Genomic DNA, 25,361 nt, shown 5'->3' with positions numbered 1-25,361 from the left:
CTAGTCAATCTCTTTTAGTTTTATGAGCAGGCGGAACCGGATCGTATCCACCTGAGTGTAAAGGCTGGCATTTTAATAGACGTTTTATTGCTAACCAACTGCCTTTGATCAAACCATGAACTTTTAATGCTTCAATCGCATAATTTGAGCATGTTGGCGTAAACCGACAACGCGGACCAATTAGCGGGCTAATAGCTAACTGATAGAAACGAATTAACCCAATTAAGAGGTAGCGAAACGGCGCAGTAATCGTCGCCATGACTTATCCAATATTTTGTTGAGCTCGGTATCAGACAATTTGGACACACCAAACTTTGAAATTACAACAATGTCCATGCCCGATAGCTGTTGCTGATTCAGCCGAAAACTCTCTCGAATATGCCTTTTAATTCGATTTCTGGCAACTGCTCGCTTATCGCTTTTTTTGGAAATGGCCAAACCAAGGCGGGGATGAGATAGCTGATTGGCTACAGCCAGAAAAGTAAGCTGAGGTGTGCCGATGCGAATCGGTTGATTAAAAACCTGTTTAAATTGCATGGGAGTTAACAAACGTAACTCCCTGCTGAACGACTGATTCGCCACAATTAGGCTGACAGACGTGCACGACCTTTGGCACGACGACGAGCCAAGACCTGACGACCTTTTTTGGTTGCCATGCGAGCGCGGAAACCGTGAGTACGGCTACGTTTCAGTACGCTTGGTTGAAAAGTACGTTTCATAATATTATTACCGTTTTGCTAGCTAGTTTTTACTGTACAGCAGGCCCATGGGCCTGGTAAAAAGAGGCGAAATTCTAATCATTGGCATAGTAAAAGTCAATCACTGATGAAAAACCAACCGCCAATTTAGTACTCCACATCAATTTGTCCTTGGTCAGCGCGAAATTATAGCGATTATTGGCGCACAGGCAAGCTTCTTACTTAGGTTTCTGTGAGCTTTCCTGCACAGTTAAACTTGTTACAATGCTTTTTTCTTTCAACTGTTGTAGGTTATGGCCGATTTTAAAACCCATACCATTGTTGCAGCCGGTGTCAGTGGCGCAATGACCGCCGGATTACTCGTGCACTACCAACTTAGTGTCCCACTGGCGCTATTATTCTGGGCAGCAGGGACCTTTGGCGGCATTCTGCCCGATATCGACTCAGACCACTCAACATCGATTCGGCTTATTTTCCAGCTCCTAGCCGGCATTGGTGCGGTGATAACCGTTGTGGCGCTGCATACTAAGCTGCCATTATGGCAACTGTGGCTAGCGGGGCTTGTGAGCTTTCTCGCGGTTTATTATCCGCTGCGCCAATGTTTTGCCTCGTTTACCATTCATCGCGGCATTTTGCACTCGCTGCTGGCCAATCTATTATTTGCTCTTATCATGATAGTCGCAGGCTATTATTTACTCGACATGCGCCCTTGGGTCGCTTGGGGCTGTGGGTGTTTTCTGTTTTGCGGAGCGATTATTCACCTTTTATTAGATGAGATATATAGCGTAGATTTAGCAGGAGGCCGATTAAAATCATCGTTTGGTAGCGCCCTTAAAATCACGCAGTGGAGCGAACCACTGCTTAGTATTGTGGTGATAGGCTTAATCGCCGGGCTTTACTATCTAGCGCCGCCTGATAGCTATTGGCTCAATTTAATTGAACACCTATTTGCCCCAATAGCGCACTTTGTTAAATCACTTTAAGCAATTTACAGGTATTGGTGGTGCCACTAAATTCGACTTGATCACCGTGAGTCAGCACCACCAAGTCGCCATTTTGCAAATATCCCTGCTCTTTGAGCTGGGATAAAACGGCGCGGATCACATCGTTAATATCACCACTTTTATCAAAAAACACCGGATAAACCCCGCGAAATAGTGCGCAGCGATTTAAGGTCTGTTCATGGCGCGACAAAGCCAAAATAGGCATTCGCGAGCTTAATCGCGAAGCAAGCAGCGCGGTACTTCCCGACTCTGTCAAAGTAATAATCGCTTTCATCCCAATTTGATGCTGCGCGGCAAAAATTGCCAACATGGCAATGGTTTCATTAACCTCATCAAAATGTTCATCTTGGCGATAGTTGTAGACGTTGATACTGGGATGCTTTTCAGCGCCCACACACACGCTCGCCATGGCTTTAACCGTTGCCACAGGATAAGCGCCAACGGCAGTTTCGCCTGAAAGCATCACCGCATCGGTACCATCTAACACCGCATTGGCCACATCCATGGTTTCGGCTCGCGTTGGCATCGGCGAGCTAATCATCGACTCCATCATCTGGGTGGCGGTAATCACCACACGATTATGCTGACGGGCCAGATAAATTAACCGCTTTTGCACCCCCATCAACTCGGCATCGCCAATCTCAACGCCTAAATCACCACGCGCGACCATCACCGCATCACTGGCATTGATAATATCTACCATGGCCGCTTCACTAGCCACGGTTTCAGCTCGTTCCACCTTCGCTACCAATTGCACTTTATCCATGCCCGCTTCTTTGGCCAAAGAGCGAGCATAATGCATATCCTCACCGTTGCGCGGAAACGAGATAGCCAGATAATCAACACCGATGGCAGCGGCAATTAACATATCGGCTTTATCTTTATCCGTTAAAGCTGCAGCAGATAGTCCGCCACCTTTTTTGTTAATTCCTTTATTGTTAGAAAGCTTGCCACCGACGGTTACTTTACAGCGCACTTTAACCCCTTCGATGTCAATCACTTGCAATTGCACTCGGCCATCATCAAGCAACAAAGTATCTCCAGCGACGACATCGTGGGCCAGCGCTTTATAATCTAACCCTACCTGCGTATTGTCGCCCTCACCGGGTTGCAACTGGGCATCTAAGCAAAAAGAGTCGCCAACAGAAATCTCTATCGGGCTTTGTTTAAAAGTTGAGATACGAATTTTAGGCCCTTGCAGATCACCTAAAATAGCGACGTGGGTATGATGCTTTTTCGCAATGGCGCGAACCAATGATGCCTGTTTTTGGTGATCTTCTTTTTTACCGTGAGAGAAATTCAACCGCACCATATTCACCCCGGCGAGGATCATCTGTTCCAACACGCCGACAGGCGCCGTAGCCGGACCTAATGTGGCAACAATTTTGGTTCGACGAAACATACCCATGCTCCTTAGCTAACAAGATGAATTTGCGCAGTTATGCCAAAGCATGGGATGGAATATTAAGAAAGTAAAGAAAGCCCTTTGAAAATAGCTGGCTGATTAATCGTAATGCGTCACCCAATCGGTTAGTTTTTCACAAACCCAACGAGGGTCATCCAACGCCAAATCATGCCCACCGCTTAGATGTGGAAAGAGTGGCGCTTGCCAAATTGCGGCCAGACGATAGCTTAATGAGGCGCTAATCCAATGATCATGGCGAGAAACTAATAGCTGCAGCGCTACTTTGGGTGAAAACGAGCAGCTAGCTTTGATAAACAGCTTAAACTGTTTCACCAGTTGCCAACTGTGCAACGATAAAGCGCTTGGCTGTTCAATGAGTTCTGGATGCAATCCCGGCCATGCTGATAAACGTTTAAACCAGCGTTTAGAGTGGCTCGATGTGAACATGGACAAAACGACAATTTTGCTCAACAACCACCAAAGTAGTGGATGCCAGCGCTGCGTTTTATCAATCACCAGCGGGTTAATCAATGTTACGCTTTTCACCTCATCACTAAATTGTTGTTGCCAATAAAGCGCAGCATTTGCCCCGAGCGATAAACTGACGACATGACATTGATGACTTTGGGTTTGTGAATAAAGCAGGTCACGAAAAGTTTCAACTAAGGCTGCTGAGCTCTGCGTTTGGCTGCTCAATTGCTCGCGAAGTGAAACCAAAATCACTTTACGCTGCAGCGTTTGCTCAAGCATCTGTTGAAAATGCTGCCAATAATAATGCTCGCCTAACAATCCTCGAATCAGGACAACGGGGCTCAGATTATCCAGTATCTGTTGTTGCTCTGTCATAACTTTATCCCTACCAGATATCTTTTGCGTGTTTGAGCAAAAGCGAAAAATCCTCATTTATACAGCTTAGATGCGAATTCATAACTTGATGTATTCTCATCCGTGAAGATCTAAGTGTTTTTCCATCTCCACGATGGTCCATTGGCTACCATCATTGGATGCAACAGTGCTCTGGTGAATCGTTTTAAAACCAAAATATTGATAACGATTAAACGCAATTTGGTTGTGTTGATAAACCCCTAATTCCATTCTTTTTACACGAAGTTGATCCCGAGCAAATCCAATCGCATGAGCGATTAACAATCGACCCAGTCCTTGGCGCCGATGTTGTGGATGAACAATCACCCGACATAACCGAATACTGCCTTTACTACAGGGTTTAAGCTGACAGTAACCTAACAGTTGCTCACCATCAATCAGCATACGAGCCCAACCGCCTTGCTCACTATCAAGCAATTTGCTCACACTTAAAGGCCACGAAAGGTTGGGACCTGCAAAAAGCTGGGTTTCCTGAGCATTCGTAGGCCAGCTGGCCAATTGCACCAATCCATTTGGAATACTGGCAATAAACTGCATAATGATCTGCTTTGTGACAAGGATTTTTCATAACTTTACATGGCTTAGCCGAGCTTTACACCTTTAACGCTAAACTTAGTATCGAGATGACGACTAAACAGGGATACATAGATGAAAACATCGATAAAAATTGCTCTGGCAGCAGGTATAGTGCCACTTTTAATGAGCACTACAAGCTTTGCCCGAGGACAAATGAACCATCCAGGCCCAATGGGTGGCCCGATGCAGTTTTGTGCAGGCCCAGGTGGATTCATGGCAGCACTGGCGACACTGAATCTAACCACAGAGCAAAAAGCTAAGTTATTTGACTTACAAGTCAATATGATGAAAGAGCATCATGGTGATTTTAAACACAAAGGGCCAGGTCCGAAAATGGACAAGCCATTTAAACAGATGCAACAGATGATGTTTAGCGATCATTTCGACAAAGAGAAGTTCGCTCACGATATGCAGCAAATGGCGCAGCAACAGCATCACCAAGCAGAAAAATGGATGCAACATCATGCGATTGAACGTGCTGAATTTATGCACAAACAAATTTCCGTGCTAACCAACGCACAAAAAGCCAAATTAAAAGAGATGATGGCCAAACCAAATTGTGGCTTTATGCCAGGCCCAATGCAATAAACGGCGAAGAAGAAGCTCGCCTTGAGCTTCTTCTTAAACCTCTTCAGCGAGCTTTTTTGTATGGCAGCATTCTAACTAATGTATTGTCTTTTCGAATAAAATGATGAAAAAGCGCCGCTAAGCTATGCAACCCCACTAAAAAATAGCCCGTATTAGCTATCAATTCATGAAGCTTATGAAGCTGCACAGATGTTTTAAAATCTTCACCTAAAACAGGTGTCATAATTCCCAAAAAAGGCCACGATTCTTGCTGCAAAGCCAGTGATAAAACCCCCAACACCGGCAAGCTCAAAAAGCAGAGAAACATCAGCCAATGCATAATTTTCGAGGCAATCCGTTGCAACTGGCTAATTGGCGGAACAATAACGACCTCTTTAGAGCGCCGAATAAACACCATAAAGCGCGCTATCATCACCAACCATAACAAGCCGCCACAATTAAAATGTGCAACGCGCAGCAGTTCACTCATTCGGTGATCGAGAATCATATCCTTTAAGTTGATACAAACATAAGCACCAACCACTAAAATAACTGACAACCAGTGCAGCCCAATCGTCCAAGATGAAAACCGTTGCATAGCGCTCATGCTCCTGCATTGATTGAGTTTATAAAATCGACCCTTGCTCTATTTATAGCCTAATCATGCAACCACATTGTTATTAACCTATATGTAAATAATCATTTTAATAACAAAATGGAATAATTGAATAAAATGGTCATGTTTATAATGGCATTAGTCACTATGAAGGAATAAAGAATTTATGAAACGTTGGAGCAAAATTTTTGCAATCGCCACTTTACTCATGGCTGTTTGCGCACCATCAGCATTTGCCCAGAAACAAGTTGTAAAAGTAGGCATGTCAGGCGGTTACTTTCCATTTACTTTCGTTCGCGATGATAAATTGCAGGGCTTTGAAGTCGATGTATGGAACGCCATTGGCAAGCAAAATAATTATGATGTGAAATTTGTCACCGCCAGTTTCTCTGGATTATTTGGTCTGTTAGAAACAGGTCGAATCAATACGATTTCAAATCAAATAACCATCACCGCACAGCGCAAAGCAAAATATTTGTTTTCAAACCCATATGTGATTGACGGGGTACAGATTACCGTTCGTAAGGACAATAAAGATATCCATTCTTTAAAAGATCTGAACGGTAAAACAGTCGCCGTTGACTTAGGCAGTAACTTTGCTCAGATTTTGGAAAAATATAACAAAGAACATAACGGTACGATCAAAATCAAAACCTTTGAAACAGGGGTTGAACAGGTTGTAGCCATGGGCCGAGCAGATGCCTACGTGATGGACCGACTATCAGCGGCTCAATTGATCAAAAAATCGAACTTGCCATTAAAACTGGCAGGCAAACCGTTTTCTAAAATTGAAAATGCTTGGCCATTTGTGAACAATGCTAAAGGACGTCAACTGCGCGATCAGGTAAACAAAGCTCTGGCGCAGCTACGTAAAAATGGCACATTGAAAAAAATCTCTGAAAAATGGTTTGATACTGACATTACCAAGTAATCGTCTAAGGCCAATTGAAAAAAACCCGTTGCCTGCGACGGGTTTTTTTATCGCCAAGCACAACACAAAAGGCCAGATAGGCCAAAAGAGGCATTATGAATTTTGATTTTGCATACATGCTCCATCTGTTTCCAATTTTGCTCAAATATCTGAGCACTACGATGGAAATGTCGGTTTTAGGGATGTTCTTTGCCCTAATATTGGCAATTTTAATCGCCAATATTCGCATTTTTCGCATCCCAATTCTGGACCCGCTCAGTCAGCTCTATATCAGCTTTTTCCGTGGGACACCGCTATTGGTACAGATGTTTCTGTTTTTCTACGGACTACCTCAGCTGTTTCCATCGCTGGTGGGCATAGATGCCTTTACCGCAGCGGTGATAGCTCTAACGCTGCACTTTACCTCTTATATGGCTGAAAGCATTCGAGCCGCCATTTTAGGGATTGATCGCAGCCAAATGGAAGCCAGCTTATCGATTGGGATGACCACGCCACAGGCCATGCGCCGCATCATTTTGCCGCAGGCTGCGCGTATCGCCTTTCCATCGTTGGTGAACTACTTTATCGATATGATCAAATCAACATCGCTGGCATTTACCCTTGGCGTTGCAGAGATCATGGCGCAGGCAAAACTTGAAGCCGCTTCAAGCTTTAAATATCTCGAAGCTTTTTTAGCCGTGGCAATTATCTACTGGGTCGTCGTGCTTATCATGACACGCGTCCAGATCTGGGCTGAAAAACAGTTAAATAAGGCGTACCAGAGATGATTAAGATAACCAATTTACACAAAAGCTTTGGAGATAGTGAGATCCTCAAAGGAATCGATCTGAGTATCGATAAAGGTGAAATCGTCTGTATTATTGGCTCCAGCGGGACTGGCAAATCAACCTTACTGCGCTGCATTAACTTTTTAGAAAAGCCCAATCAGGGCCAGATTACGATAGGTTCTCATTCGGTTGATGTAACCAAAGCCAAACGCAGTGACATTTTAGCGCTGCGCCGCGCTTGCGGGTTTGTCTTTCAAAACTATGCATTGTTCGCCCACATGACCGCTCGCGCAAATATTGCCGAAGGGCTCATCACCGTACAGAAAAAAAATCGCAAAGACGCCTTAAAAATAGCAGACCAGATCCTCGCAGATATTGGTCTAGCCGATAAAGGCGATGCATATCCGGCGGCGCTCTCAGGCGGTCAGCAGCAGCGGGTCGGAATTGCTCGAGCAATGGTTTTAGAGCCAGAGATATTATTGTTTGATGAGCCAACCTCAGCGCTTGATCCAGAATGGGTTGGTGAAGTACTCGCATTGATGAAAAAACTCGCCCAGCGCCACCAAACAATGGCTATCGTGACTCACGAAATGCAGTTTGCCAAAGATGTTGCAGACCGAGTGATCTTTATGGCCGAAGGCAATATTGTTGAGCAAGGAACACCCCAAGCAATATTTGATGCCCCTCAAGACCCACGCTTAAAGCGTTTTTTAAATCAGGTGGCTAACGGCTAATTTTAACAAAAGAGCCCGTTTTAAAACCGATATCAATCTGTGATATCGGTTTTTTTATGCCTGTTTACCGCCCAAGAGCTCAATATTTTTTTGGCCAAACATCAGTTTTTGTCCAAAGATTGCGATTTTCGTGCAGAAAAACTAAAAAAATTTTTAAGCGCAGTTGAATTGATCACCGACTTTTACACAGGCAGATTTTTATCTCTTTTGGGATAAGTGATCATAAAAGTGATCACAACATCAGGATCTTCGCACTTGATCAGTTGATTTAACCAAGCGAATATCAGGTGCACAAAATGTGGATCAACTGTGACTTTTATTCGATCTTAATTTATAGTCGCAACAGCATTTTGTGGAAAATAGCTAACGAGAAAATATTCATCCACAAAAATATGCGTTTATTTTTATCTTCTTTTTGAGTGAGGAGCCGTTATGGACATTGATCTCATCGTGGGATCTATGATGGGTGCAGCTGAATATGTAGCCGACGAATTAGAACAGAATTTAATGGACAAACACCAGGTAACACAACATCTGGATGCCGACTTAAAAGAACTTACAACCGATGGCAGCCATATCTGGTTAGTTTGTACATCAACTCACGGCGCTGGTGATTTTCCTGATAATATTCAGCCCTTTGTTGACCAACTTGAAGCAAAAAGCCCTGACCTTAGTAAAGTTAAATACGGCATTATTGCGTTAGGCTCTAGCCAATATGACACGTACTGTCAGGCTGGACGACATATGGATGAACTGCTTAGCAAACTAGGTGCAACACGCATTGGTGATCGCTTAGAAATTGATGCTGAAGAGCAACCCGTACCTGAAGATGCAGCATTAGAATGGCTTCCTGGTTGGCGAAATGTATTGGAAGCTCAATAATATATCCACAATCAGCGAATAAATTGTGAATAACGGGATCAATATCCTCTGATCTGAGCAATGTTATTCCTATGGATAACTTAGGACTGCCGATCTGCTGTGGATAAGTAAGGATCTTGATCCCAGCTTCTACGCGATCAGATCAAAGGTTAAGCACATCTTTTGATCTGATATAAACTAATGATCTAAAGCATTTTTTTCCAGTTAATCACAGAAAACCGTCCCCTTAGTAGTAGATCTAATAAAAAAGATCTTTAAATAAGATCTTATATAATTAATAACGATCTTTAAGCTGATCCTATAAAAAATTGATCGTTTCTTCTGAGCCATTAAATCGGTAGAATACACACCCCCTTACATAAGGGATCATTAGAGATTTATGGGGTTAATCAGATGTTCTTAAATCAGCAGTTTGACGTGATCGTGGTTGGTGGCGGTCATGCCGGCACAGAAGCTGCTAGTGCTGCAGCTCGAATGGGGCGTAAAACACTGCTCCTAACACACAATATTGAAACACTTGGACAAATGTCCTGTAATCCAGCTATTGGTGGGATCGGCAAGGGACATCTGGTTAAAGAGATTGATGCAATGGGCGGGATCATGGCACAAGCTGCTGATCGTGGTGGCATTCAATTTCGTACCCTTAATTCAAGCAAAGGCCCAGCTGTTCGAGCAACCAGGGCCCAAGCAGATAGAATTCTATACAAAGCAGCCGTTCGCCAAATGCTGGAAAACCAGCCTAATTTATACCTGTTCCAACAAGCCTGTGATGACTTAGTGGTTGAAGGTGAGAAGGTAACTGGCGTTGTAACTCAAAGCGGCTTAACTTTTCATGCCAAAACGGTTGTATTAACCGTTGGAACGTTTTTGGCTGGACGCATTCATATTGGCTTAGATAACTACGCAGGTGGCCGAGCAGGCGATCCACCAGCGCAGCGTTTAGCTGAGCGCTTACATGAATTACCACTTCGAATCAGCCGTTTAAAAACAGGCACGCCTCCACGGATCGATGGACGAACCATTGATTACTCGGTGATGAAAGAGCAGCCTGGTGATAATCCTGAGCCCGTATTTTCGTTTATTGGCAATCGCAACGATCATCCAGAGCAGATCCCGTGTTATATCGCGCATACCAATTTAAAAACCCACGAGATCATCAAAGGTGGATTGGATCGCAGCCCAATGTTTACCGGTGTGATCGAAGGGGTCGGTCCGCGCTATTGCCCGTCAATTGAAGATAAAATAACCCGCTTTGCTGACAAAGATAGCCATCAGATCTTCATGGAACCGGAAGGGTTAACCACTAACGAAGTTTATCCAAATGGGATCTCCACCAGCCTGCCGTTTGATGTTCAAGTCGAGCTTGTACATTCCATTAAAGGCTTGGAAAACGCGCATATTCTGCGTCCTGGGTATGCAATTGAATATGATTATTTTGACCCTCGCGATCTGAAAATGACCCTTGAAAACAAACACATTCAAGGACTATTTTTTGCCGGCCAAATCAATGGGACAACCGGTTATGAAGAAGCGGGTGCGCAAGGTTTAATTGCCGGGCTCAACGCCGCTCGTATGGCTTGGGATGAAGAAGGTTGGGCACCACGGCGTGAAGAGTCTTACGTTGGGGTGTTAATTGACGATCTTTCAACATTAGGTACGAAAGAACCTTACCGCATGTTCACCAGCCGCGCAGAATATCGTTTATTGCTGCGTGAAGATAATGCCGACATTCGTTTAACTCCAATTGGCCGTAAACTCGGAATGGTCGATGATCATCGCTGGCAACTGTTTAACGATAAAATCGAAGCTGTTGAACAAGAGCGTCAACGGCTGCGCTCAACGTTAGTTCATCCGCGCACCCCTGGAATTGACAAGCTAAATCCGCTTTTGAAAAATCCACTTAACCGTGAGCACCGTCTAGAAGAGATTTTACGTCGCCCTGAGATGACCTATAACAAACTGATGTCTCTGGATTTATTTGGTCCTGGCATCACGCAGCCAAGTGCCGCCGAACAGGTTGAAGTTCAGGTTAAATATGATGGTTACATCAAACGTCAACTTGAAGAAATTGAAAAATCTCGGCGTCATGAGCAAACATTGTTGCCCCATAATATCGATTTTAGCCAAATTAGTGGTTTGTCCAACGAAGTTGTGGCCAAACTCAAAGAAGCGCAACCTGAAACCTTAGGCCAGGCCTCGCGGATTTCTGGGGTGACTCCTGCTGCTATTTCACTTTTGCTGGTTTATCTCAAAAAACATGATTTAGTGCGTAAATCCGCATAAAAAGGTGATCGGGTGCTAAAATCTTTATTAAATGAGCTGCTTAAAGAAGCTAAGCTTAACCTTGAGGCTGGTCAGATTGACCAGCTTATTGCATTGGTTGAATTACTCGATAAGTGGAATAAGGCCTATAATTTAACGTCGGTGCGCGAGCCCAAAGAGATGTTAACTCGTCATATTCTTGATTCACTGGTGGTTAGTGAACATCTGTTAGGTGAGCGGTTTATCGATGTGGGCACCGGTCCCGGATTACCAGGCTTACCGCTGGCAATCGTCAACCCTGATAAACAGTTTGTGCTGCTGGATTCATTGGGTAAGCGAATTCGCTTTATCAAACAGGTCTGTTATGAGTTAAAACTTAATAACGTCAGCGCAGTGCAGTCGCGGGTTGAAAAATATCAGCCAGAGGAAAAATTTGATGGAGTTTTAAGCAGAGCCTTTGCTTCATTGAGTGATATGTTACAGTGGTGTTCTCACTTACCGACAAATCATGGTAAATTCTATGCATTGAAAGGGAGTATCCCTGAGTCGGAAATTGAAACCTTAGATGCTGAGCTAAAAGTCCGTGATATTATTAAGTTACAAGTTCCACGACTTGCAGAGCAGCGTCATCTCATTATCATTGAACCAGTTTCAGATTAAAACAGAGAGTGCCTGTGGCTAAAGTGATTGCGGTTGCCAACCAAAAAGGTGGTGTCGGCAAAACAACGACCAGCGTTAATTTGGCAGCTTCTATGGCTGCGACTAAACGTAAAGTATTGTTAATCGATCTCGACCCACAAGGGAACGCGACGATGGGCAGCGGCGTTGACAAATATGACGTGCCTAAAACAAGTTATGAACTACTGGTTGACGAAGAACCCATCAATGATGTTTTAGTGCATGAAACATCCGGTGGTTATGATTTGCTAGCTGCAAATTCTGATGTAACTGCCGCTGAAATTAAGCTGATGGAGTTTTTTGCCCGCGAAGTTCGTCTGCGCAATGCTATTGCTCCGGTTCGTGAGTATTACGATTATATATTTATTGATTGTCCGCCATCGCTGAATATGTTGACAGTGAATGCCATGGCTGCAGCCGATTCGGTGTTAGTGCCCATGCAGTGTGAATATTATGCCTTAGAAGGCTTAACGGCGTTGATGGACACTATTAGCAAATTAGCCTCAATAGTAAACCCAGATCTTAAAATCGAAGGGATTTTGCGAACCATGTTCGATCCGCGAAATCGTCTCGCTGCTGATGTTGCCGCACAGCTTAAACAGCATTTTGGCGAAAAAGTATACCGGACTGTTATTCCTCGCAACGTCCGTTTAGCGGAAGCACCTAGTTTCGGTAAACCCGCTATGTATTACGATAAAACTTCTAATGGTGCGAAAGCATATTTGGCATTAGCTGGCGAAATTATCCGTCGTCAGGAATCCAGTCGAACAAAAGTTGCGAGTTAATTTTTCATGGGAGCTGATTTTTCAATGACGTCTCGTAAACGTGGTCTAGGTAAAGGTTTAGATGTGCTGCTGAGCACTAGTCATTCTGCGCGTCAGCGAGAACAGTCTGAGTTTTCAGCTTCCAGCGAACAAGATGAGCGTGCAGCTCAATCGGATAAAACCCTGCGGACATTGCCCATTGAATGGCTAAAACCTGGGCGTTATCAACCACGTAAAGACATGTCGAGCGAGCTTCTTGAAGAGCTCGCACAATCGATTCAGGCTCAAGGTGTTATTCAACCGATTGTGGTTCGCCCTGTTGATCACGAAAAATTTGAAATTATTGCAGGTGAACGACGTTGGCGTGGTGCTCAATTAGCAGGCTTGCATGACGTCCCTTGTCTGGTTAAAAACGTTGATGATAATGCCGCTATTGCGATGGCGCTGATTGAAAATATTCAGCGTGAAGACCTTAATGCGATGGAAGAAGCGGTGGCTTTACAGCGTTTATTAGATGAATTTTCGCTCACCCATCAACAGGTCGCGGATGCGGTTGGTAAATCGCGTACAGCAATTAGTAATTTATTGCGCCTAAACGGATTAACTGACGATGTTAAGCAGCTTTTAGAGCATGGAGACCTAGAAATGGGCCATGCCAGAGCATTATTATCGCTTGATGGTGAAAAACAAGTTGAAGCAGGTCGCATAATTGCAGCCAAAGGCTTGACGGTTCGTGAGACCGAAAAGTTAGTTAAAAAGTTATTAAACCCCTCCTCTAGTTCCGTTTCTACCCCCTTAGATCCGGATGTTGAAAGATTACAGCAACGTTTATCGGAACAGCTTGGTTCTGTTGTAAAAATACAGCAATCCAAACAAGGTAAAGGTAAATTAGTGATCAACTACACATCTTTAGCCGAATTAGATCAAATCATTAATAAATTTAACTAAAATAATGCATTTGTTTTGTAAGTTTATTTCTCTAATCACTGAAATCATCATATTACCATGTAATAAATTGACATGAGTCAACGCCTTATAAAGGCAACAGGTTGAATATATGGATGGCTGGTTTCTATTGATGAAATAGCTCTGTTATATAACGCGAAAGTTATATTTGTGAAAAAATTTAGCGTTGTTAACAACATTGCAATGGCTATTTAGCAACGTATAATTGCAATTTTGTTGGTGGCAGACGGGCCTATTACCGATTCAGCCAGGGAGTCTTTTCGTGTCGGGACATTTCTTTGAGTATACGCGCCGGCGAGTGTTTTTCCTGATTGGTCTCCAGGCCTGTTTTATCTGCCTCTTAGTATTTGGGACTGCGTTATTTAAACAAAAACAAATTGTTTTATCTGTTTTTGTGGGTTCCATGATATTTTTTATTTCTAACTGGTGTTTTATGTTATTTTCTCTTCGAAAATATAGTATTTTGTCGCCAGAATTAGCGGTAAAAAATATCTATATTGGTCAGGCAATGAAACTGGCTTTGGTAGTAGGACTTGGTGTTGTTTTTATACATCTTTTTGCGGTTAATGCTTTAGCTGTATTGTTTAGCTTTATCGTAAGTGTATTGGCGCACTGTTTTACTCTTTTACTTATATTTCAAAGTAGATAATTAAGTGGGGCTTATTGTATGGCTGCAACTGGAGAACAGATGTCTTCTGCTGAATATATATCACACCACTTGCATAATCTGCAGGTTGGGACTGGTTTTTGGCAGTTCAACATCGACTCATTGTTTTGGTCGGTCCTATTAGGTGTGCTTTTTTTATGGTTATTTAGAGCCTGTGCAAAAAAAGCGACTACCCATGGTGTACCGGGTAAGATGCAATGTTTTATCGAGATAATTGTCGAGTTTGTGGATAACTCCGTTAAAGATATTTTTCATGGCAAAAATAAAGTTATTGCGCCGCTGTCTTTGACTATCTTTGTTTGGGTTTTCCTGATGAATTTTATGGATTTACTCCCAATTGATTATCTCCCTTACGTAGCTGAACACTGGATTGGTTTGCCTAATATGCGCGTCGTTCCATCGGCCGATGTGAATATTGATATGTCTATGGCTTTGGCAGTCTTTGTTTTAGTTATCTTTTATAGTTTGAAGGTTAAAGGTCTCGGTGGTTTTATTAAAGAACTAACCATGCAACCTTTTAACCACTGGGCGTTTATTCCAATCAACTTTATCCTGGAAATGGTTTCACTACTTTCTAAACCATTATCTTTAGGACTGCGGTTGTTTGGGAATATGTACGCAGGGGAACTGATTTTCATTCTGATTGCAGCTTTGCTGCCATGGTGGATTCAGTGGCTTCTGTCTGTTCCGTGGGCTATTTTCCACATTCTGATTATTACATTGCAAGCGTTTATCTTTATGGTCCTGACGATCGTATATCTGTCTCAGGCAAGTGAAGATCATTAATTTTTAAACTCTATTGTTTTATAAACATAGTCGATAGAAAACTGGAGAAACTAATGGAAAATTTGAGTTTTGATCTGCTGTACATTGCCGCGGGTATCATGATGGGGTTAGCGGCTATTGGTGCTGCTATCGGTATCGGTATTTTAGGTGGTAAATATTTGGAAGGTGCAGCTCGTCAACCTGATATGATTCCTCTGTTACGTACGCAATTCTTCATCGTTATGGGTCTGGTCGATGCGATCCCTATGATTGCTGTTGGTCTGGGTCTGTATGTCATGTTTGCGGCCGCTTAGAAGAATAGTGTTTAATCGCTATTTTTTGATATTTTATTCATTATTTTAGAGAGGTATTGCAGTGAATCTCAATGCAACCATCCTCGGCCAGGCTATCGCTTTTATTATCTTTGTCTGGTTTTGCATGAAATTCGTATGGCCACCAATTATGAAAGCCATCGAAGATCGTCAGAAAACAATCGCTGATGGTTTACAAAGTGCAGAACGGGCAAAAAAAGATTTGGAATTAGCAAAAGCTAAATCTTCAGATCAGCTGAAAAGCGCCAAAAACGAAGCCGCCGTCATCATCGAACAGGCGAATAAACGTAAAGCCCAGATCCTTGATGAAGCGAAACAAGAAGCTGTCAGTGAACGAGAAAAAATCGTCTCGCAAGGGCAGGCTGAATTAGAAGCCGAACGTAATCGTCTTCGTGAAGAGCTGCGCGCTCAAGTCGCGGCACTCTCTGTCCTTGGAGCTGAAAAAATTATTCAGCGTTCCATCGATGCAGATGCCAATAAAGATATCATCGATCAAGTGCTCAAGGAGCTGTAGAGGGGTAAGGGTTTATGGCTGAACAAAGAACCATTGCTCGCCCTTACGCGAAGGCTGCGTTTGAGTATGCTGTGGAGCATCAAGCAATCGATAAATGGGGTGAAATGCTGGGATTTGCCAGTTTAGTCGCTCAAGATTCCCAAATGGAGGAATTTTTATCGAACGCTGATAAAACCCAACTGATGGCTGACGTTTTCGTCAACGTTTGTGGGGATGCGCTCGACGAGCACGGTCAGAACCTGATTAAGGTAATGGCTGAAAACAAACGACTAGGAGTCCTTCCTTCGGTCTGTGAACAATTTATGGAGTTCCGTGCGGAACACCAAAAAGAGATTGTCGTACAGGTTGAAAGTGCGGCCGAACTGTCACAGTCGCAGCTGCAAGAGTTATCGAGCGCATTGGAAAAACGATTTGCGCGTAAAGTGCAGCTAGAATGCAGTGTCAACAGTGATTTAATTGCCGGGATGGTAATTACCGCTGGCGATACAGTGATTGATAGCTCTGTTAAAGGGCAACTGGCAAAACTGTCTGACACGCTTAAAGCGTAATTGGGGAATAGAGCATGCAACTGAATTCCACTGAGATTAGTGAACTGATCAAAGAACGAATTGACCAGTTTCAGGTTGTAAGTGAAGCTCGTAATGAAGGTACTATCGTTTCTGTAAGTGATGGTATCTTGCGAATTCATGGCCTTGCTGAAGTTATGCAAGGTGAAATGATCGAGCTTCCTGGCAATCGATTTGCACTCGCACTTAACTTGGAACGTGATTCCGTTGGTGCGGTTGTTATGGGGCCTTATGCCGATTTGGCCGAAGGCGATAAAGTTAAAAGTACTGGCCGTATTTTAGAAGTTCCAGTTGGCCGTGGTCTGTTGGGCCGCGTCGTTAACACTCTGGGACAACCTATTGACGGTAAAGGCGCAGTTGAACACGATGGGTTCTCACCTGTTGAAGTTATTGCACCTGGGGTTATGGCTCGTAAGTCAGTTGATAAACCTGTTCAAACTGGTTTAAAAGCAATTGACGCAATGATTCCAATCGGCCGTGGTCAACGTGAGTTGATTATTGGTGACCGTCAAACTGGTAAAACTGCAATTGCTGTAGATACCATTATTAACCAGAAAGATGCTGGTATTAAATGTATCTATGTTGCGATTGGCCAGAAAGCATCAACCATTGCTAACGTGGTTCGTCAATTAGAAGAACATGGCGCAATGGCTTATACCACCGTTGTTGCAGCATCAGCATCTGATACCGCTGCACTGCAATATCTGGCGCCTTACTCAGGCTGTGCCATGGGTGAGTATTATCGTAACCGTGGTGAAGATTCACTGATTATTTATGATGACTTGTCTAAACAGGCTGTCGCTTATCGTCAGGTTTCTCTATTGCTGCGTCGTCCACCAGGTCGTGAAGCTTTCCCTGGGGATGTGTTCTACCTGCACTCTCGTTTGCTCGAACGTGCCGCTCAGGTTAACGAAGACTTCGTTGAAGAGTTCACCAAGGGTGAAGTTAAAGGTAAATCTGGTTCATTGACTGCTTTGCCAATCATTGAAACTCAGGCTGGGGACGTTTCAGCGTTCGTACCAACCAACGTAATTTCGATTACCGATGGTCAGATCTTCTTGACTACTCAGTTGTTTAACTCAGGTGTTCGTCCTGCGGTTGACCCTGGTATTTCGGTATCTCGAGTTGGTGGTGCGGCTCAGACGAAAATCATCAAAAAACTTTCTGGTGGTATTCGTACAGCTCTGGCTCAGTATCGTGAATTGGCAGCGTTCGCTCAGTTTGCATCCGACCTTGATGATACAACTCGTAAACAGTTGGACCATGGTCAGAAAGTAACTGAGTTGATGAAACAGAACCAGTTCTCTCCTCGCTCAGTTGCTGAACAAGCTCTTAGCTTGTATGCCGCTGAAAAAGGGTTCCTGGATGATGTTGAAGAGAAGAAAATTGTCGATTTCGAATTGGCATTGCTCTCTTATGCAAAAGCAGAACACGCAGAACTGTTAGCCACTATCAACGAAACAGGTGATTACAACGATGAGATTGATGGCAAATTGAAAGCATTGTTAGAAGCTTTCAAATCAACTCAAACTTGGTAATTCACCGATAGGAGCATAACTTTATGGCCGGCGCAAAAGAGATTAAAGGTAAAATCGGGAGTGTTCAGAACACTCAGAAAATTACCAAAGCGATGCAAATGGTTGCCGCCAGTAAAATGCGTCGCTCCCAGGAGCGTATGGAATCAAGTCGTCCATATGCACGAACAATGCGCAAAATGATCGGTCATATCGCGCTTGGTAAGTTGGAGTATAAACATCCTTATACTTTAGAACGTCCTGCCAAGCGTGTTGGTTATATCATCGTCTCAAGTGACCGTGGGTTGTGTGGCGGTTTGAACATTAACTTGTTCAAACAAGCCATCAGCGATATGAAACAGTGGAATGACCAAGGTGTTGAAGTTGATTTAGCACTTTTGGGTTCCAAAGCCACTGGTTTTTTCAACTCCCACGGTGGACACGTTGTGGCTCAAAATTCAGGTTTGGGAGATGATCCCTCACTTGATGAATTAGTCGGGACAGTCCGGGTGATGCTGGATGCGTATGACGAAGGTCGCTTAGACCGCCTGTTTTTGGTTTATAACCAGTTCGTCAACACGATGATCCAGAAACCAAAAGTCGATCAGATTTTGCCTCTGCCTAAAGCAGATGATCCGGAAATTGCTAAACGCAATTGGGACTATATCTATGAGCCTGATGCTCGGGATATCTTAAATACTTTGATGTCTCGATATGTTGAATCGCAAGTGTACCAGGCATCTGTAGAAAACTTGGCATGTGAGCAAGCAGCCCGAATGATTTCCATGAAAGCTGCAACTGACAACGCCAGCAGCCTGATAGACACACTGCAGTTGGTTTACAACAAAGAACGTCAGGCCGCCATTACCCAAGAACTGACAGAAATTGTCTCCGGGGCTGCAGCAGTTTAATGGCAGCGAAAGCATAAAGAATTTAGAGGAATCAACATGAGTAACGGTAACATCGTCCAGGTTATTGGCGCTGTTGTGGACGTTGAGTTTCCACTGGACAGTGTGCCTCACGTCTATCATGCTCTGAAGCTTGAAAGTGCCGACTTGGTACTGGAAGTTCAGCAGCAAATTGGCGGTGGCGTTGTTCGTTGTATCGCAATGGGCTCATCTGATGGGCTGGTTCGTGGTATGGCCGCTAGTAACACTGGCAAAGGTATTGAAGTGCCTGTTGGCGAGGGAACTTTAGGACGTATTATGAACGTTCTGGGTGAACCTGTTGACGGCGTTGGTGAAATTAAAACTGACGAAAAATATGTTATTCACCGTGATGCACCAACTTATGAAGAACAATCTAATGCGATTGAGCTTCTCGAAACTGGTGTAAAAGTGATTGACCTTATCTGCCCATTTGCTAAGGGTGGTAAAATTGGTCTGTTCGGTGGTGCTGGGGTTGGTAAAACCGTCAACATGATGGAGCTTATTAACAACATCGCGACCGCTCACTCTGGTCTGTCTGTATTCGCAGGGGTTGGTGAACGTACCCGTGAAGGGAACGACTTCTACTACGAAATGAAAGAATCAGGCGTTATCGATAAAGTGGCCATGGTTTATGGTCAGATGAACGAGCCACCAGGAAACCGTCTGCGTGTTGCTCTAACAGGCTTGACCATGGCGGAACGCTTCCGTGATGAAGGCCGTGATGTATTGCTGTTCATCGATAACATTTATCGTTATACCTTGGCCGGTACTGAAGTATCAGCACTGTTAGGTCGTATGCCTTCAGCGGTTGGTTATCAGCCTACTTTGGCTGAAGAAATGGGTGTTCTGCAAGAACGTATTACGTCAACTAAAACTGGTTCTATTACCTCTATCCAAGCGGTATACGTACCAGCCGATGACTTGACTGACCCATCACCAGCAACTACGTTTGCCCACTTGGATGCAACCGTTGTATTGTCTCGTAACATTGCAGCATTAGGTCTGTATCCAGCCGTGGATCCATTGGATTCAACCAGTCGTCAGCTTGATCCGCTAGTTATTGGTCAAGAACATTACAGCGTTGCTCGTGGTGTTCAGACTGTATTGCAGCGTTATAAAGACTTAAAAGACATCATCGCCATTTTGGGGATGGATGAACTGTCTGAAGACGATAAACTGGCAGTTGCACGGGCTCGTAAAATCGAACGTTTCTTGACTCAGCCATACCATGTAGCTGAAGTATTTACTGGTGAACCTGGTATTTACGTGCCATTGAAAGAAACTATCCGCGGCTTTAAAGGCATTTTGAATGGCGAGTATGATGATCTGCCAGAACAAGCCTTCTTGTATTGCGGTTCTATCGATGACGCGGTTGAAAACGCTAAGAAAATGTAATCTTTCCACTTTTTGATAGTGGATTGAGGAGGCTATCATGGCAGCAATGACAGTCCATCTGGATGTGGTTAGTGCTGAGGACAAATTGTTCTCAGGGCTAGTTGAGAGCATTCAGGTGACCGGTCAGGAAGGGGAACTTGGTATTCGTTATGGCCATGCTCCATTGCTGACCCCGATTAAGCCCGGTATGGTTCGTATCGTTAAACAACACGGAGAACCGGAAGTCATTTATCTTTCGGGCGGTATTTTAGAAGTTCAGCCAAACTTAGTAACTGTTTTGGCTGATACTGCAATCCGTGGCGAAGACTTGGATCGCGCTAAAGCTGAAAAAGCGAAAAAATCAGCTGAAGAACGAATCAATAATCCGCATAGCGATATCGATTATGCTCAGGCTCACAGCGAGTTGATGAAAGCCATTGCTCAGCTGCGTGTTCTGGATATGGTGAAAAGTCGTTAAGCGTACGAACAAGGCTTATTAAATAGTGAAGGCAACCATTTTGGTTGCCTTTTTTTATTTATGATTATTTGAAATTTTTATTTTAAAAATATTTGATGTTTTAGTTAATTTATGATTTCATAACAGAACAATTTGTATTCGGTTTATCCCGGATCGTAAGCGTTTAACGTTAACCAACGCGCTGTTTAGTCCATGTTGTTCGTGGCAGCGCGTTGTGTCTGATCGTTTATGACAGCATGGACTCTTTGAATCAATTAGGAGAGTCAGATGGTTGTTGAAATGCGAAATGATACGGTTCGTCTAGCCTGGCTAACTGCATCATTATTTATCGCTTATCTAGCCGTTGCGACGGCACTTCCTGTTATCCCTATCTATGTATCCCATGGATTACATTTTAGTAATTCACTCGGCGGCTTAGCTGTTGGTATCTCATTTCTATCGACGATTTTAACGCGTGGTTATGCAGGAAAATTTGCTGATACTTATGGTGCTAAAAAATGTGTCTGGCGGGGATTTGCCTGTTATGGCGTGGCCAGTTTACTCTGCTTAGTTTCCACCTGGCATGGTTTACACCCTTGGGTCGCCTATGCGTTATTGATTGTTGGCCGATTATTATTAGGCCTTGGTGAAAGTCAGGCGTTGGTCGGGATTAACTTGTGGGGAATTGGCCTGTTAGGGCCGAGTCATTCAGGGCGTGTCATGGCTTGGGTTGGTGCTGGCATGTATGGCGCTTTTGCGGTCGGTTCGGTACTTGGTGTTGGTGTCTACCAACATACTGGGATTGTGGTTGTGATGACTCTTGGGGTTATCCTGCCGCTCATTGGATGGTTAATTAGCATCCCTATTCCAGCGGCGAAACCAACTCGTAGTAAAAGTAATGCGCAGCCACCGTTTGTTAAAATTGTTGGACAAGTCTTTAAACCGGGTGCCGTGGTTTGTTTGCAAGGGATTGGTTTTGCGGTAATTGGCGCCTTTTGCTCGCTGTATTTTATGCAGCAACATTGGGGATATGCCGGAACCGGCTTAACTTTCTTTGGCTGTGGCTTTGTGATTTCCCGATTATTATTTGGTTCTTTGCCTGATCGCATTGGCGGGATCAAAGTTGCCTTGCTCTCTATTATTGTTGAAGCCATTGGTCAGTATATGCTGTGGTTAGCCCCTAATCTCTATTTTGGTTTAGCGGGGGCTTTATTAACTGGGCTTGGTTGTTCAATGATCTTCCCATCGATGGGGATTGTGGTGGTCAAAGAGATCCCAGCCCATATTCGCGGGAGTGCCTTGGGCGCATTTTCAGCCTTTCAGGATTTAGCCTATGGTATTTCAGCGCCAATTACCGGGATTGTTGCTGACCATTATGGTTATGGCAGTGTTTTTGCCATTGGTGGTGTTGCAGCGACTGTTGGGGTGGTACTGATTATTCGCATGGCTTTGGTTCGCCGCCAACAAGAAGTTTCGCAATCGGCATAAAAACCTTTGAGATACGTCTTAGGGCTGATAGATAACATGTGAAATTGCTATACTATCAGCTCTATAAATTGAAATGACTAAGCTAAGCAATTTATGGATTGCTTAGCTTTTTTATATCCGTTTTTCTCATCATTAGTTGGAGTCGTGCATGAAGTTAAGTGTGGTTATCCTGGCAGCCGGGAAGGGGACCCGGATGCATTCTCGTCTGGCAAAAGTTCTCCATCCGATTGCTGGTAAAGCAATGGTTCAGCACGTTATTGATACCGCGCGCGCGCTAGGTAGTGCCAATATCCATCTGGTTTACGGTTATGGTGGTGAGCAGTTAAAAGCAGCCTTAACAGGGGATGACCTAAATTGGGTCGAACAAACTGAGCAACTTGGTACTGGCCATGCGATGCAACAAGCCGCTCCCTATTTTAGCGATGATGAAACGGTATTGATGCTCTACGGGGATACACCGCTCGTTGAAACCGAAACCCTCAAACGGTTAATGGCGGAAAAACCTGATGATGGCATCGCACTATTGACGGTGAAACAGGATGATCCAACCGGATATGGCCGAATTATTCGTGATTCACAAGGACATATTACCGCCATTGTTGAGCATAAAGATGCAAGCGCTGAGCAGCGCACGATTAATGAAGTGAACACGGGCATCATGGCCAGTAGTGGTAAAGATTGGAAACATTTTCTGTCTAAACTCTCCAATGACAACGCCCAGAAAGAATATTACGCCACCGATGTGATTGCGTTGGCCGTGAATGAAGGGCGCTCGATTGGTTATGTTGAAGCGTTAAGCGCTAATGAAGTTGCAGGCGTAAATAGCCGTGTGCAGCAAGCCGCCCTTGAGCGAGCTTATCAGCTCAAACTTGCCAATAAACTTTTAACCTTTGGTGTGTCTTTAGCTGATCCCGCCCGCTTTGATTTGCGCGGCAGCTTAGAACATGGCTCAGATTGCTTTATCGATGTGAACTGTGTTTTTCAAGGTAAAGTGGTTTTGGGCAATGATGTGAGTATTGGTGCTAACTGCGTTTTAAGTGATTGCGAGATTGGCGATGGCTGTGAAATTAAACCCAATACCGTCATTGAAGGCGCTATCCTTGAAAAAGGCAGCTCTGCAGGGCCGTTTGCGCGGATGCGACCAGGTGCTAAATTAGCCGAAGATGCCCATATTGGCAATTTCGTTGAAATGAAAAAAGCTTCCTTAGGTAAAGGTTCCAAATGTGGCCACTTAACTTATCTTGGAGATGCTCAAATTGGTGCCAATGTGAACATCGGCGCAGGGACCATTACCTGTAATTATGACGGCGTGAATAAATTTAAAACGGTGATTGAAGATGGTGCTTTCATCGGTAGTGATTCGCAGTTAGTTGCTCCCGTTCATATTGGCAAAAACGCAACAATTGCCGCAGGTTCAACCGTGACCAAGGATGCGCCAGCCGAACAGTTAACCATTTCTAGAACGCCTCAAACTGTGGTTCCTCATTGGCAGCGGCCAGTTAAAAAATCTTAAGCTAACACGTTGTTATCGGCATCTTGTCAGATGCCGATTTTATTTTGTATTCACATATAAAAAGGAGCCGCTGTGAAGTTTCATCTGGTGACCGAACGTGCTCAGGTGGTGTTACTGCAACCTGGATTAGCGCCATTTTTAACCGACTATAAAATTCGCAATCGCGACCATTTGGCACCTTGGGAACCGCCGAGAAGCGAAGCGTATTTCACATTAAAAAACACCCAGCAAACCATTGCCGCGCTATTAAAACTTTATCATCAAGATCTTGCTTTGCCGCTGGTGGCGCTTGATCGCGATGGGCAAAAAGTCATTGCAACGGTTAATGTCTCGAATATTGTTCGTGGGATTTTTCAGGCCGCTCACCTTGGCTATGGATTAGATGAGAGATATCAAGGCCGTGGGGTTATGAATGAGATCTTATCGGATGCCATCCCGGAAATATTCACCCAGCTTAAGTTGCATCGATTAATGGCAAACTACATTCCAACAAATCAGCGCAGTGGTGCACTCTTGCAACGTCTTGGCTTTGCCAAAGAGGGGATAGCGAAAGACTATCTATTTATTAATGACCAATGGCAGGATCACATTCTTACCGCCAAAACCAATCCCCATTTTCAGTTTTAATTTTTACTCCCTTCCTGTTGAGCCGAATAAACCTGCCGATTTTTGGCTCGGTGGGTTGATCTTATCTTTCGAATTGATCATAATAAGTTTCAGTTTGAAACTTAAATAAGTTGTTTTCATGGCAAAGCGTAATACTCAGCAACGACGACGTCTGATTATCGAGCAGTTAAATGCCTCGGGTGAATTAAAGGTTGATCAACTAGCTCAACAGTTTAATACATCAGAAGTCACCATTCGTAAAGACTTAGCTGAGTTAGAAGAAAATGGGTTATTGCTCCGTCGTTATGGTGGCGCGGTGCCTTTGCCAAGTGAACTGCTGATCGAAACAAACGAACAAGAAGTTTCGAAACGAAAGAAATTGATTGCAACTGCTACTGCTGGACTAATTAAAGATCACCATCGAATCATCTTGGATTCAGGCTCAACAACAGCCGCTTTAATCCCGGAATTATCAGCCAAACAAGGGTTGGTGGTGATGACCAACTCCTTGTCGATAGCCGCTGCACTGCGTGAGCTTGAAAATGAGCCCGTACTTTTGATGACCGGAGGCACTTGGGATCCGCATTCAGAAGCGTTTCAGGGCAAAGTTGCAGAGGAAGTGCTCAAGTCATATGACTTCGACCAGCTGTTTATCGGCGCCGATGGCATTGATGTTGAACGCGGCACTACCACGTTTAACGAACTGTTTGGTTTGAGCCGCGTGATGGCTGATGTTTCAAGAGAGGTCATCGTGATGGCCGAGTCCAATAAAGTGGGGCGCAAGATGCACAACCTCGAACTTTCGTGGCAGCAGATAACAACTTTGGTTACCGATCACCAAATCGCTGATGAAGACCGACAAGCCATTGAGGCTCAGGGTGTCCAGGTCATTTTAGCGTAA

Annotated in this window: 30 protein-coding genes; 23 read left to right on the top strand and 7 right to left on the bottom strand. The window is 44.1% G+C overall.

Going from position 1 to position 25,361, the window contains the following annotated elements; translation table 11 throughout:
* Window positions 1–4 precede the first annotated feature (4 nt).
* Genes yidD through rpmH form a run of 3 tightly spaced genes read right to left on the bottom strand, consistent with a single transcriptional unit; the run spans window position 5 to window position 719 of the window.
* Window positions 5–259 carry a membrane protein insertion efficiency factor YidD gene (yidD, locus tag ABTQ23_RS00415; RefSeq protein WP_408613641.1) on the bottom strand — a complete coding sequence of 85 codons (255 nt, stop codon included), beginning with the start codon at window positions 257–259 and terminating at the stop codon, window positions 5–7.
* A complete protein-coding gene (gene rnpA / locus ABTQ23_RS00410; RefSeq protein WP_408614040.1) occupies window positions 223–537 on the bottom strand; it encodes a ribonuclease P protein component in 315 nt (104 codons plus the stop codon). Before rnpA ends, yidD begins: the two co-directional genes overlap by 37 nt.
* 47 nt (window positions 538–584) lie before the next feature.
* Window positions 585–719 carry a 50S ribosomal protein L34 gene (rpmH, locus tag ABTQ23_RS00405; RefSeq protein ID WP_013745661.1) on the bottom strand — a complete coding sequence of 45 codons (135 nt, stop codon included), beginning with the start codon at window positions 717–719 and terminating at the stop codon, window positions 585–587.
* 272 nt (window positions 720–991) lie between these two features.
* Between rpmH and ABTQ23_RS00400 the strand changes: the two genes are divergently transcribed.
* Entirely contained in the window at window positions 992–1,681 is a 690-nt protein-coding gene (locus ABTQ23_RS00400; RefSeq protein ID WP_408613640.1) for a metal-dependent hydrolase, read from the top strand.
* Here the strand turns inward: ABTQ23_RS00400 and pyk are convergent.
* The 3 genes from pyk to ABTQ23_RS00385 form a co-directional block, all read right to left on the bottom strand.
* Window positions 1,668–3,104 (bottom strand): pyruvate kinase, encoded by a 1,437-nt coding sequence (pyk, locus tag ABTQ23_RS00395; RefSeq protein ID WP_408613639.1) that lies wholly within the window; start codon window positions 3,102–3,104, stop codon window positions 1,668–1,670. The two genes, ABTQ23_RS00400 and pyk, sit on opposite strands and share 14 nt — an antisense overlap.
* A 102-nt stretch (window positions 3,105–3,206) precedes the next feature.
* Window positions 3,207–3,953, bottom strand: a complete 747-nt coding sequence (locus ABTQ23_RS00390) for an alpha/beta fold hydrolase (protein ID WP_408613638.1) — start codon at window positions 3,951–3,953, stop codon at window positions 3,207–3,209.
* Window positions 3,954–4,049: 96 nt separating this feature from the next.
* On the bottom strand, window positions 4,050–4,529 hold the full coding sequence (locus ABTQ23_RS00385) for a GNAT family N-acetyltransferase (RefSeq protein WP_408613637.1): 480 nt from the start codon (window positions 4,527–4,529) through the stop codon (window positions 4,050–4,052).
* 111 nt (window positions 4,530–4,640) lie between these two features.
* Here ABTQ23_RS00385 and ABTQ23_RS00380 point away from each other — a divergent pair, with 111 nt between their 5' ends.
* Window positions 4,641–5,156, top strand: a complete 516-nt coding sequence (locus ABTQ23_RS00380) for a Spy/CpxP family protein refolding chaperone (protein ID WP_408613636.1) — start codon at window positions 4,641–4,643, stop codon at window positions 5,154–5,156.
* A gap of 43 nt (window positions 5,157–5,199) precedes the next feature.
* Here ABTQ23_RS00380 and ABTQ23_RS00375 read toward each other — a convergent pair whose 3' ends face one another.
* Entirely contained in the window at window positions 5,200–5,733 is a 534-nt protein-coding gene (locus ABTQ23_RS00375; protein ID WP_408613635.1) for a cytochrome b, read from the bottom strand.
* A 184-nt stretch (window positions 5,734–5,917) separates the two neighbouring features.
* Between ABTQ23_RS00375 and ABTQ23_RS00370 the strand changes: the two genes are divergently transcribed.
* The 21 genes from ABTQ23_RS00370 (at window position 5,918) to ABTQ23_RS00270 (ending at window position 25,361) form a co-directional block, all read left to right on the top strand.
* Window positions 5,918–6,682: an amino acid ABC transporter substrate-binding protein gene (locus tag ABTQ23_RS00370; protein ID WP_408613634.1), complete on the top strand. Its 765-nt coding sequence runs from the start codon at window positions 5,918–5,920 to the stop codon at window positions 6,680–6,682.
* Window positions 6,683–6,777: 95 nt separating this feature from the next.
* On the top strand, window positions 6,778–7,449 hold the full coding sequence (locus ABTQ23_RS00365; RefSeq protein WP_408613633.1) for an amino acid ABC transporter permease: 672 nt from the start codon (window positions 6,778–6,780) through the stop codon (window positions 7,447–7,449).
* Window positions 7,446–8,183, top strand: coding sequence for an amino acid ABC transporter ATP-binding protein (locus tag ABTQ23_RS00360; RefSeq protein WP_408613632.1), 738 nt, complete (start codon window positions 7,446–7,448; stop codon window positions 8,181–8,183). Before ABTQ23_RS00365 ends, ABTQ23_RS00360 begins: the two co-directional genes overlap by 4 nt.
* 432 nt (window positions 8,184–8,615) lie before the next feature.
* Entirely contained in the window at window positions 8,616–9,065 is a 450-nt protein-coding gene (mioC, locus tag ABTQ23_RS00355; protein WP_408613631.1) for an FMN-binding protein MioC, read from the top strand.
* A 393-nt stretch (window positions 9,066–9,458) separates the two neighbouring features.
* Window positions 9,459–11,348 carry a tRNA uridine-5-carboxymethylaminomethyl(34) synthesis enzyme MnmG gene (gene mnmG, locus ABTQ23_RS00350; protein ID WP_408613630.1) on the top strand — a complete coding sequence of 630 codons (1,890 nt, stop codon included), beginning with the start codon at window positions 9,459–9,461 and terminating at the stop codon, window positions 11,346–11,348.
* A gap of 12 nt (window positions 11,349–11,360) precedes the next feature.
* The gene (gene rsmG / locus ABTQ23_RS00345) at window positions 11,361–11,987 is read left to right on the top strand and encodes a 16S rRNA (guanine(527)-N(7))-methyltransferase RsmG (protein WP_408613629.1); all 627 of its coding nucleotides are present in this window, start codon (window positions 11,361–11,363) and stop codon (window positions 11,985–11,987) included.
* Between the two features lie 14 nt (window positions 11,988–12,001).
* Window positions 12,002–12,790, top strand: coding sequence for a ParA family protein (locus ABTQ23_RS00340; RefSeq protein WP_408613628.1), 789 nt, complete (start codon window positions 12,002–12,004; stop codon window positions 12,788–12,790).
* A 24-nt stretch (window positions 12,791–12,814) separates the two neighbouring features.
* A complete protein-coding gene (locus ABTQ23_RS00335; protein WP_408613627.1) occupies window positions 12,815–13,717 on the top strand; it encodes a ParB/RepB/Spo0J family partition protein in 903 nt (300 codons plus the stop codon).
* Between the two features lie 280 nt (window positions 13,718–13,997).
* Entirely contained in the window at window positions 13,998–14,384 is a 387-nt protein-coding gene (locus ABTQ23_RS00330) for an ATP synthase subunit I (RefSeq protein WP_408613626.1), read from the top strand.
* Between the two features lie 18 nt (window positions 14,385–14,402).
* On the top strand, window positions 14,403–15,188 hold the full coding sequence (gene atpB, locus ABTQ23_RS00325) for a F0F1 ATP synthase subunit A (protein ID WP_408613625.1): 786 nt from the start codon (window positions 14,403–14,405) through the stop codon (window positions 15,186–15,188).
* A 53-nt stretch (window positions 15,189–15,241) separates the two neighbouring features.
* On the top strand, window positions 15,242–15,481 hold the full coding sequence (atpE, locus tag ABTQ23_RS00320; protein ID WP_408613624.1) for a F0F1 ATP synthase subunit C: 240 nt from the start codon (window positions 15,242–15,244) through the stop codon (window positions 15,479–15,481).
* Window positions 15,482–15,542: 61 nt separating this feature from the next.
* Window positions 15,543–16,013, top strand: coding sequence for a F0F1 ATP synthase subunit B (gene atpF, locus ABTQ23_RS00315; protein ID WP_408613623.1), 471 nt, complete (start codon window positions 15,543–15,545; stop codon window positions 16,011–16,013).
* A 14-nt stretch (window positions 16,014–16,027) separates the two neighbouring features.
* Complete coding sequence (gene atpH, locus ABTQ23_RS00310; RefSeq protein WP_408613622.1) at window positions 16,028–16,561, top strand: F0F1 ATP synthase subunit delta; 534 nt, start codon at window positions 16,028–16,030, stop codon at window positions 16,559–16,561.
* 14 nt (window positions 16,562–16,575) lie between these two features.
* Window positions 16,576–18,117 carry a F0F1 ATP synthase subunit alpha gene (gene atpA / locus ABTQ23_RS00305; RefSeq protein ID WP_408613621.1) on the top strand — a complete coding sequence of 514 codons (1,542 nt, stop codon included), beginning with the start codon at window positions 16,576–16,578 and terminating at the stop codon, window positions 18,115–18,117.
* A 23-nt stretch (window positions 18,118–18,140) separates the two neighbouring features.
* A complete protein-coding gene (gene atpG / locus ABTQ23_RS00300) occupies window positions 18,141–19,004 on the top strand; it encodes a F0F1 ATP synthase subunit gamma (RefSeq protein ID WP_408613620.1) in 864 nt (287 codons plus the stop codon).
* A 36-nt stretch (window positions 19,005–19,040) separates the two neighbouring features.
* Window positions 19,041–20,417 carry a F0F1 ATP synthase subunit beta gene (gene atpD / locus ABTQ23_RS00295; RefSeq protein ID WP_408613619.1) on the top strand — a complete coding sequence of 459 codons (1,377 nt, stop codon included), beginning with the start codon at window positions 19,041–19,043 and terminating at the stop codon, window positions 20,415–20,417.
* Window positions 20,418–20,454: 37 nt separating this feature from the next.
* A complete protein-coding gene (locus ABTQ23_RS00290) occupies window positions 20,455–20,874 on the top strand; it encodes a F0F1 ATP synthase subunit epsilon (RefSeq protein ID WP_408613618.1) in 420 nt (139 codons plus the stop codon).
* Between the two features lie 267 nt (window positions 20,875–21,141).
* A complete protein-coding gene (locus ABTQ23_RS00285; RefSeq protein WP_408613617.1) occupies window positions 21,142–22,341 on the top strand; it encodes an arabinose transporter in 1,200 nt (399 codons plus the stop codon).
* Between the two features lie 148 nt (window positions 22,342–22,489).
* On the top strand, window positions 22,490–23,854 hold the full coding sequence (glmU, locus tag ABTQ23_RS00280) for a bifunctional UDP-N-acetylglucosamine diphosphorylase/glucosamine-1-phosphate N-acetyltransferase GlmU (RefSeq protein WP_408613616.1): 1,365 nt from the start codon (window positions 22,490–22,492) through the stop codon (window positions 23,852–23,854).
* Window positions 23,855–23,926: 72 nt separating this feature from the next.
* A complete protein-coding gene (locus tag ABTQ23_RS00275) occupies window positions 23,927–24,481 on the top strand; it encodes a GNAT family N-acetyltransferase (protein ID WP_408613615.1) in 555 nt (184 codons plus the stop codon).
* A 118-nt stretch (window positions 24,482–24,599) separates the two neighbouring features.
* Window positions 24,600–25,361, top strand: coding sequence for a DeoR/GlpR family DNA-binding transcription regulator (locus ABTQ23_RS00270; protein WP_408613614.1), 762 nt, complete (start codon window positions 24,600–24,602; stop codon window positions 25,359–25,361).

Source organism: Celerinatantimonas sediminis (assembly GCF_046054195.1).
GTDB lineage: Bacteria > Pseudomonadota > Gammaproteobacteria > Enterobacterales > Celerinatantimonadaceae > Celerinatantimonas.
The sequence above is the reverse complement of the archived record's forward strand: the minus strand, read 5'-3'. Positions and strand labels throughout refer to the sequence as shown.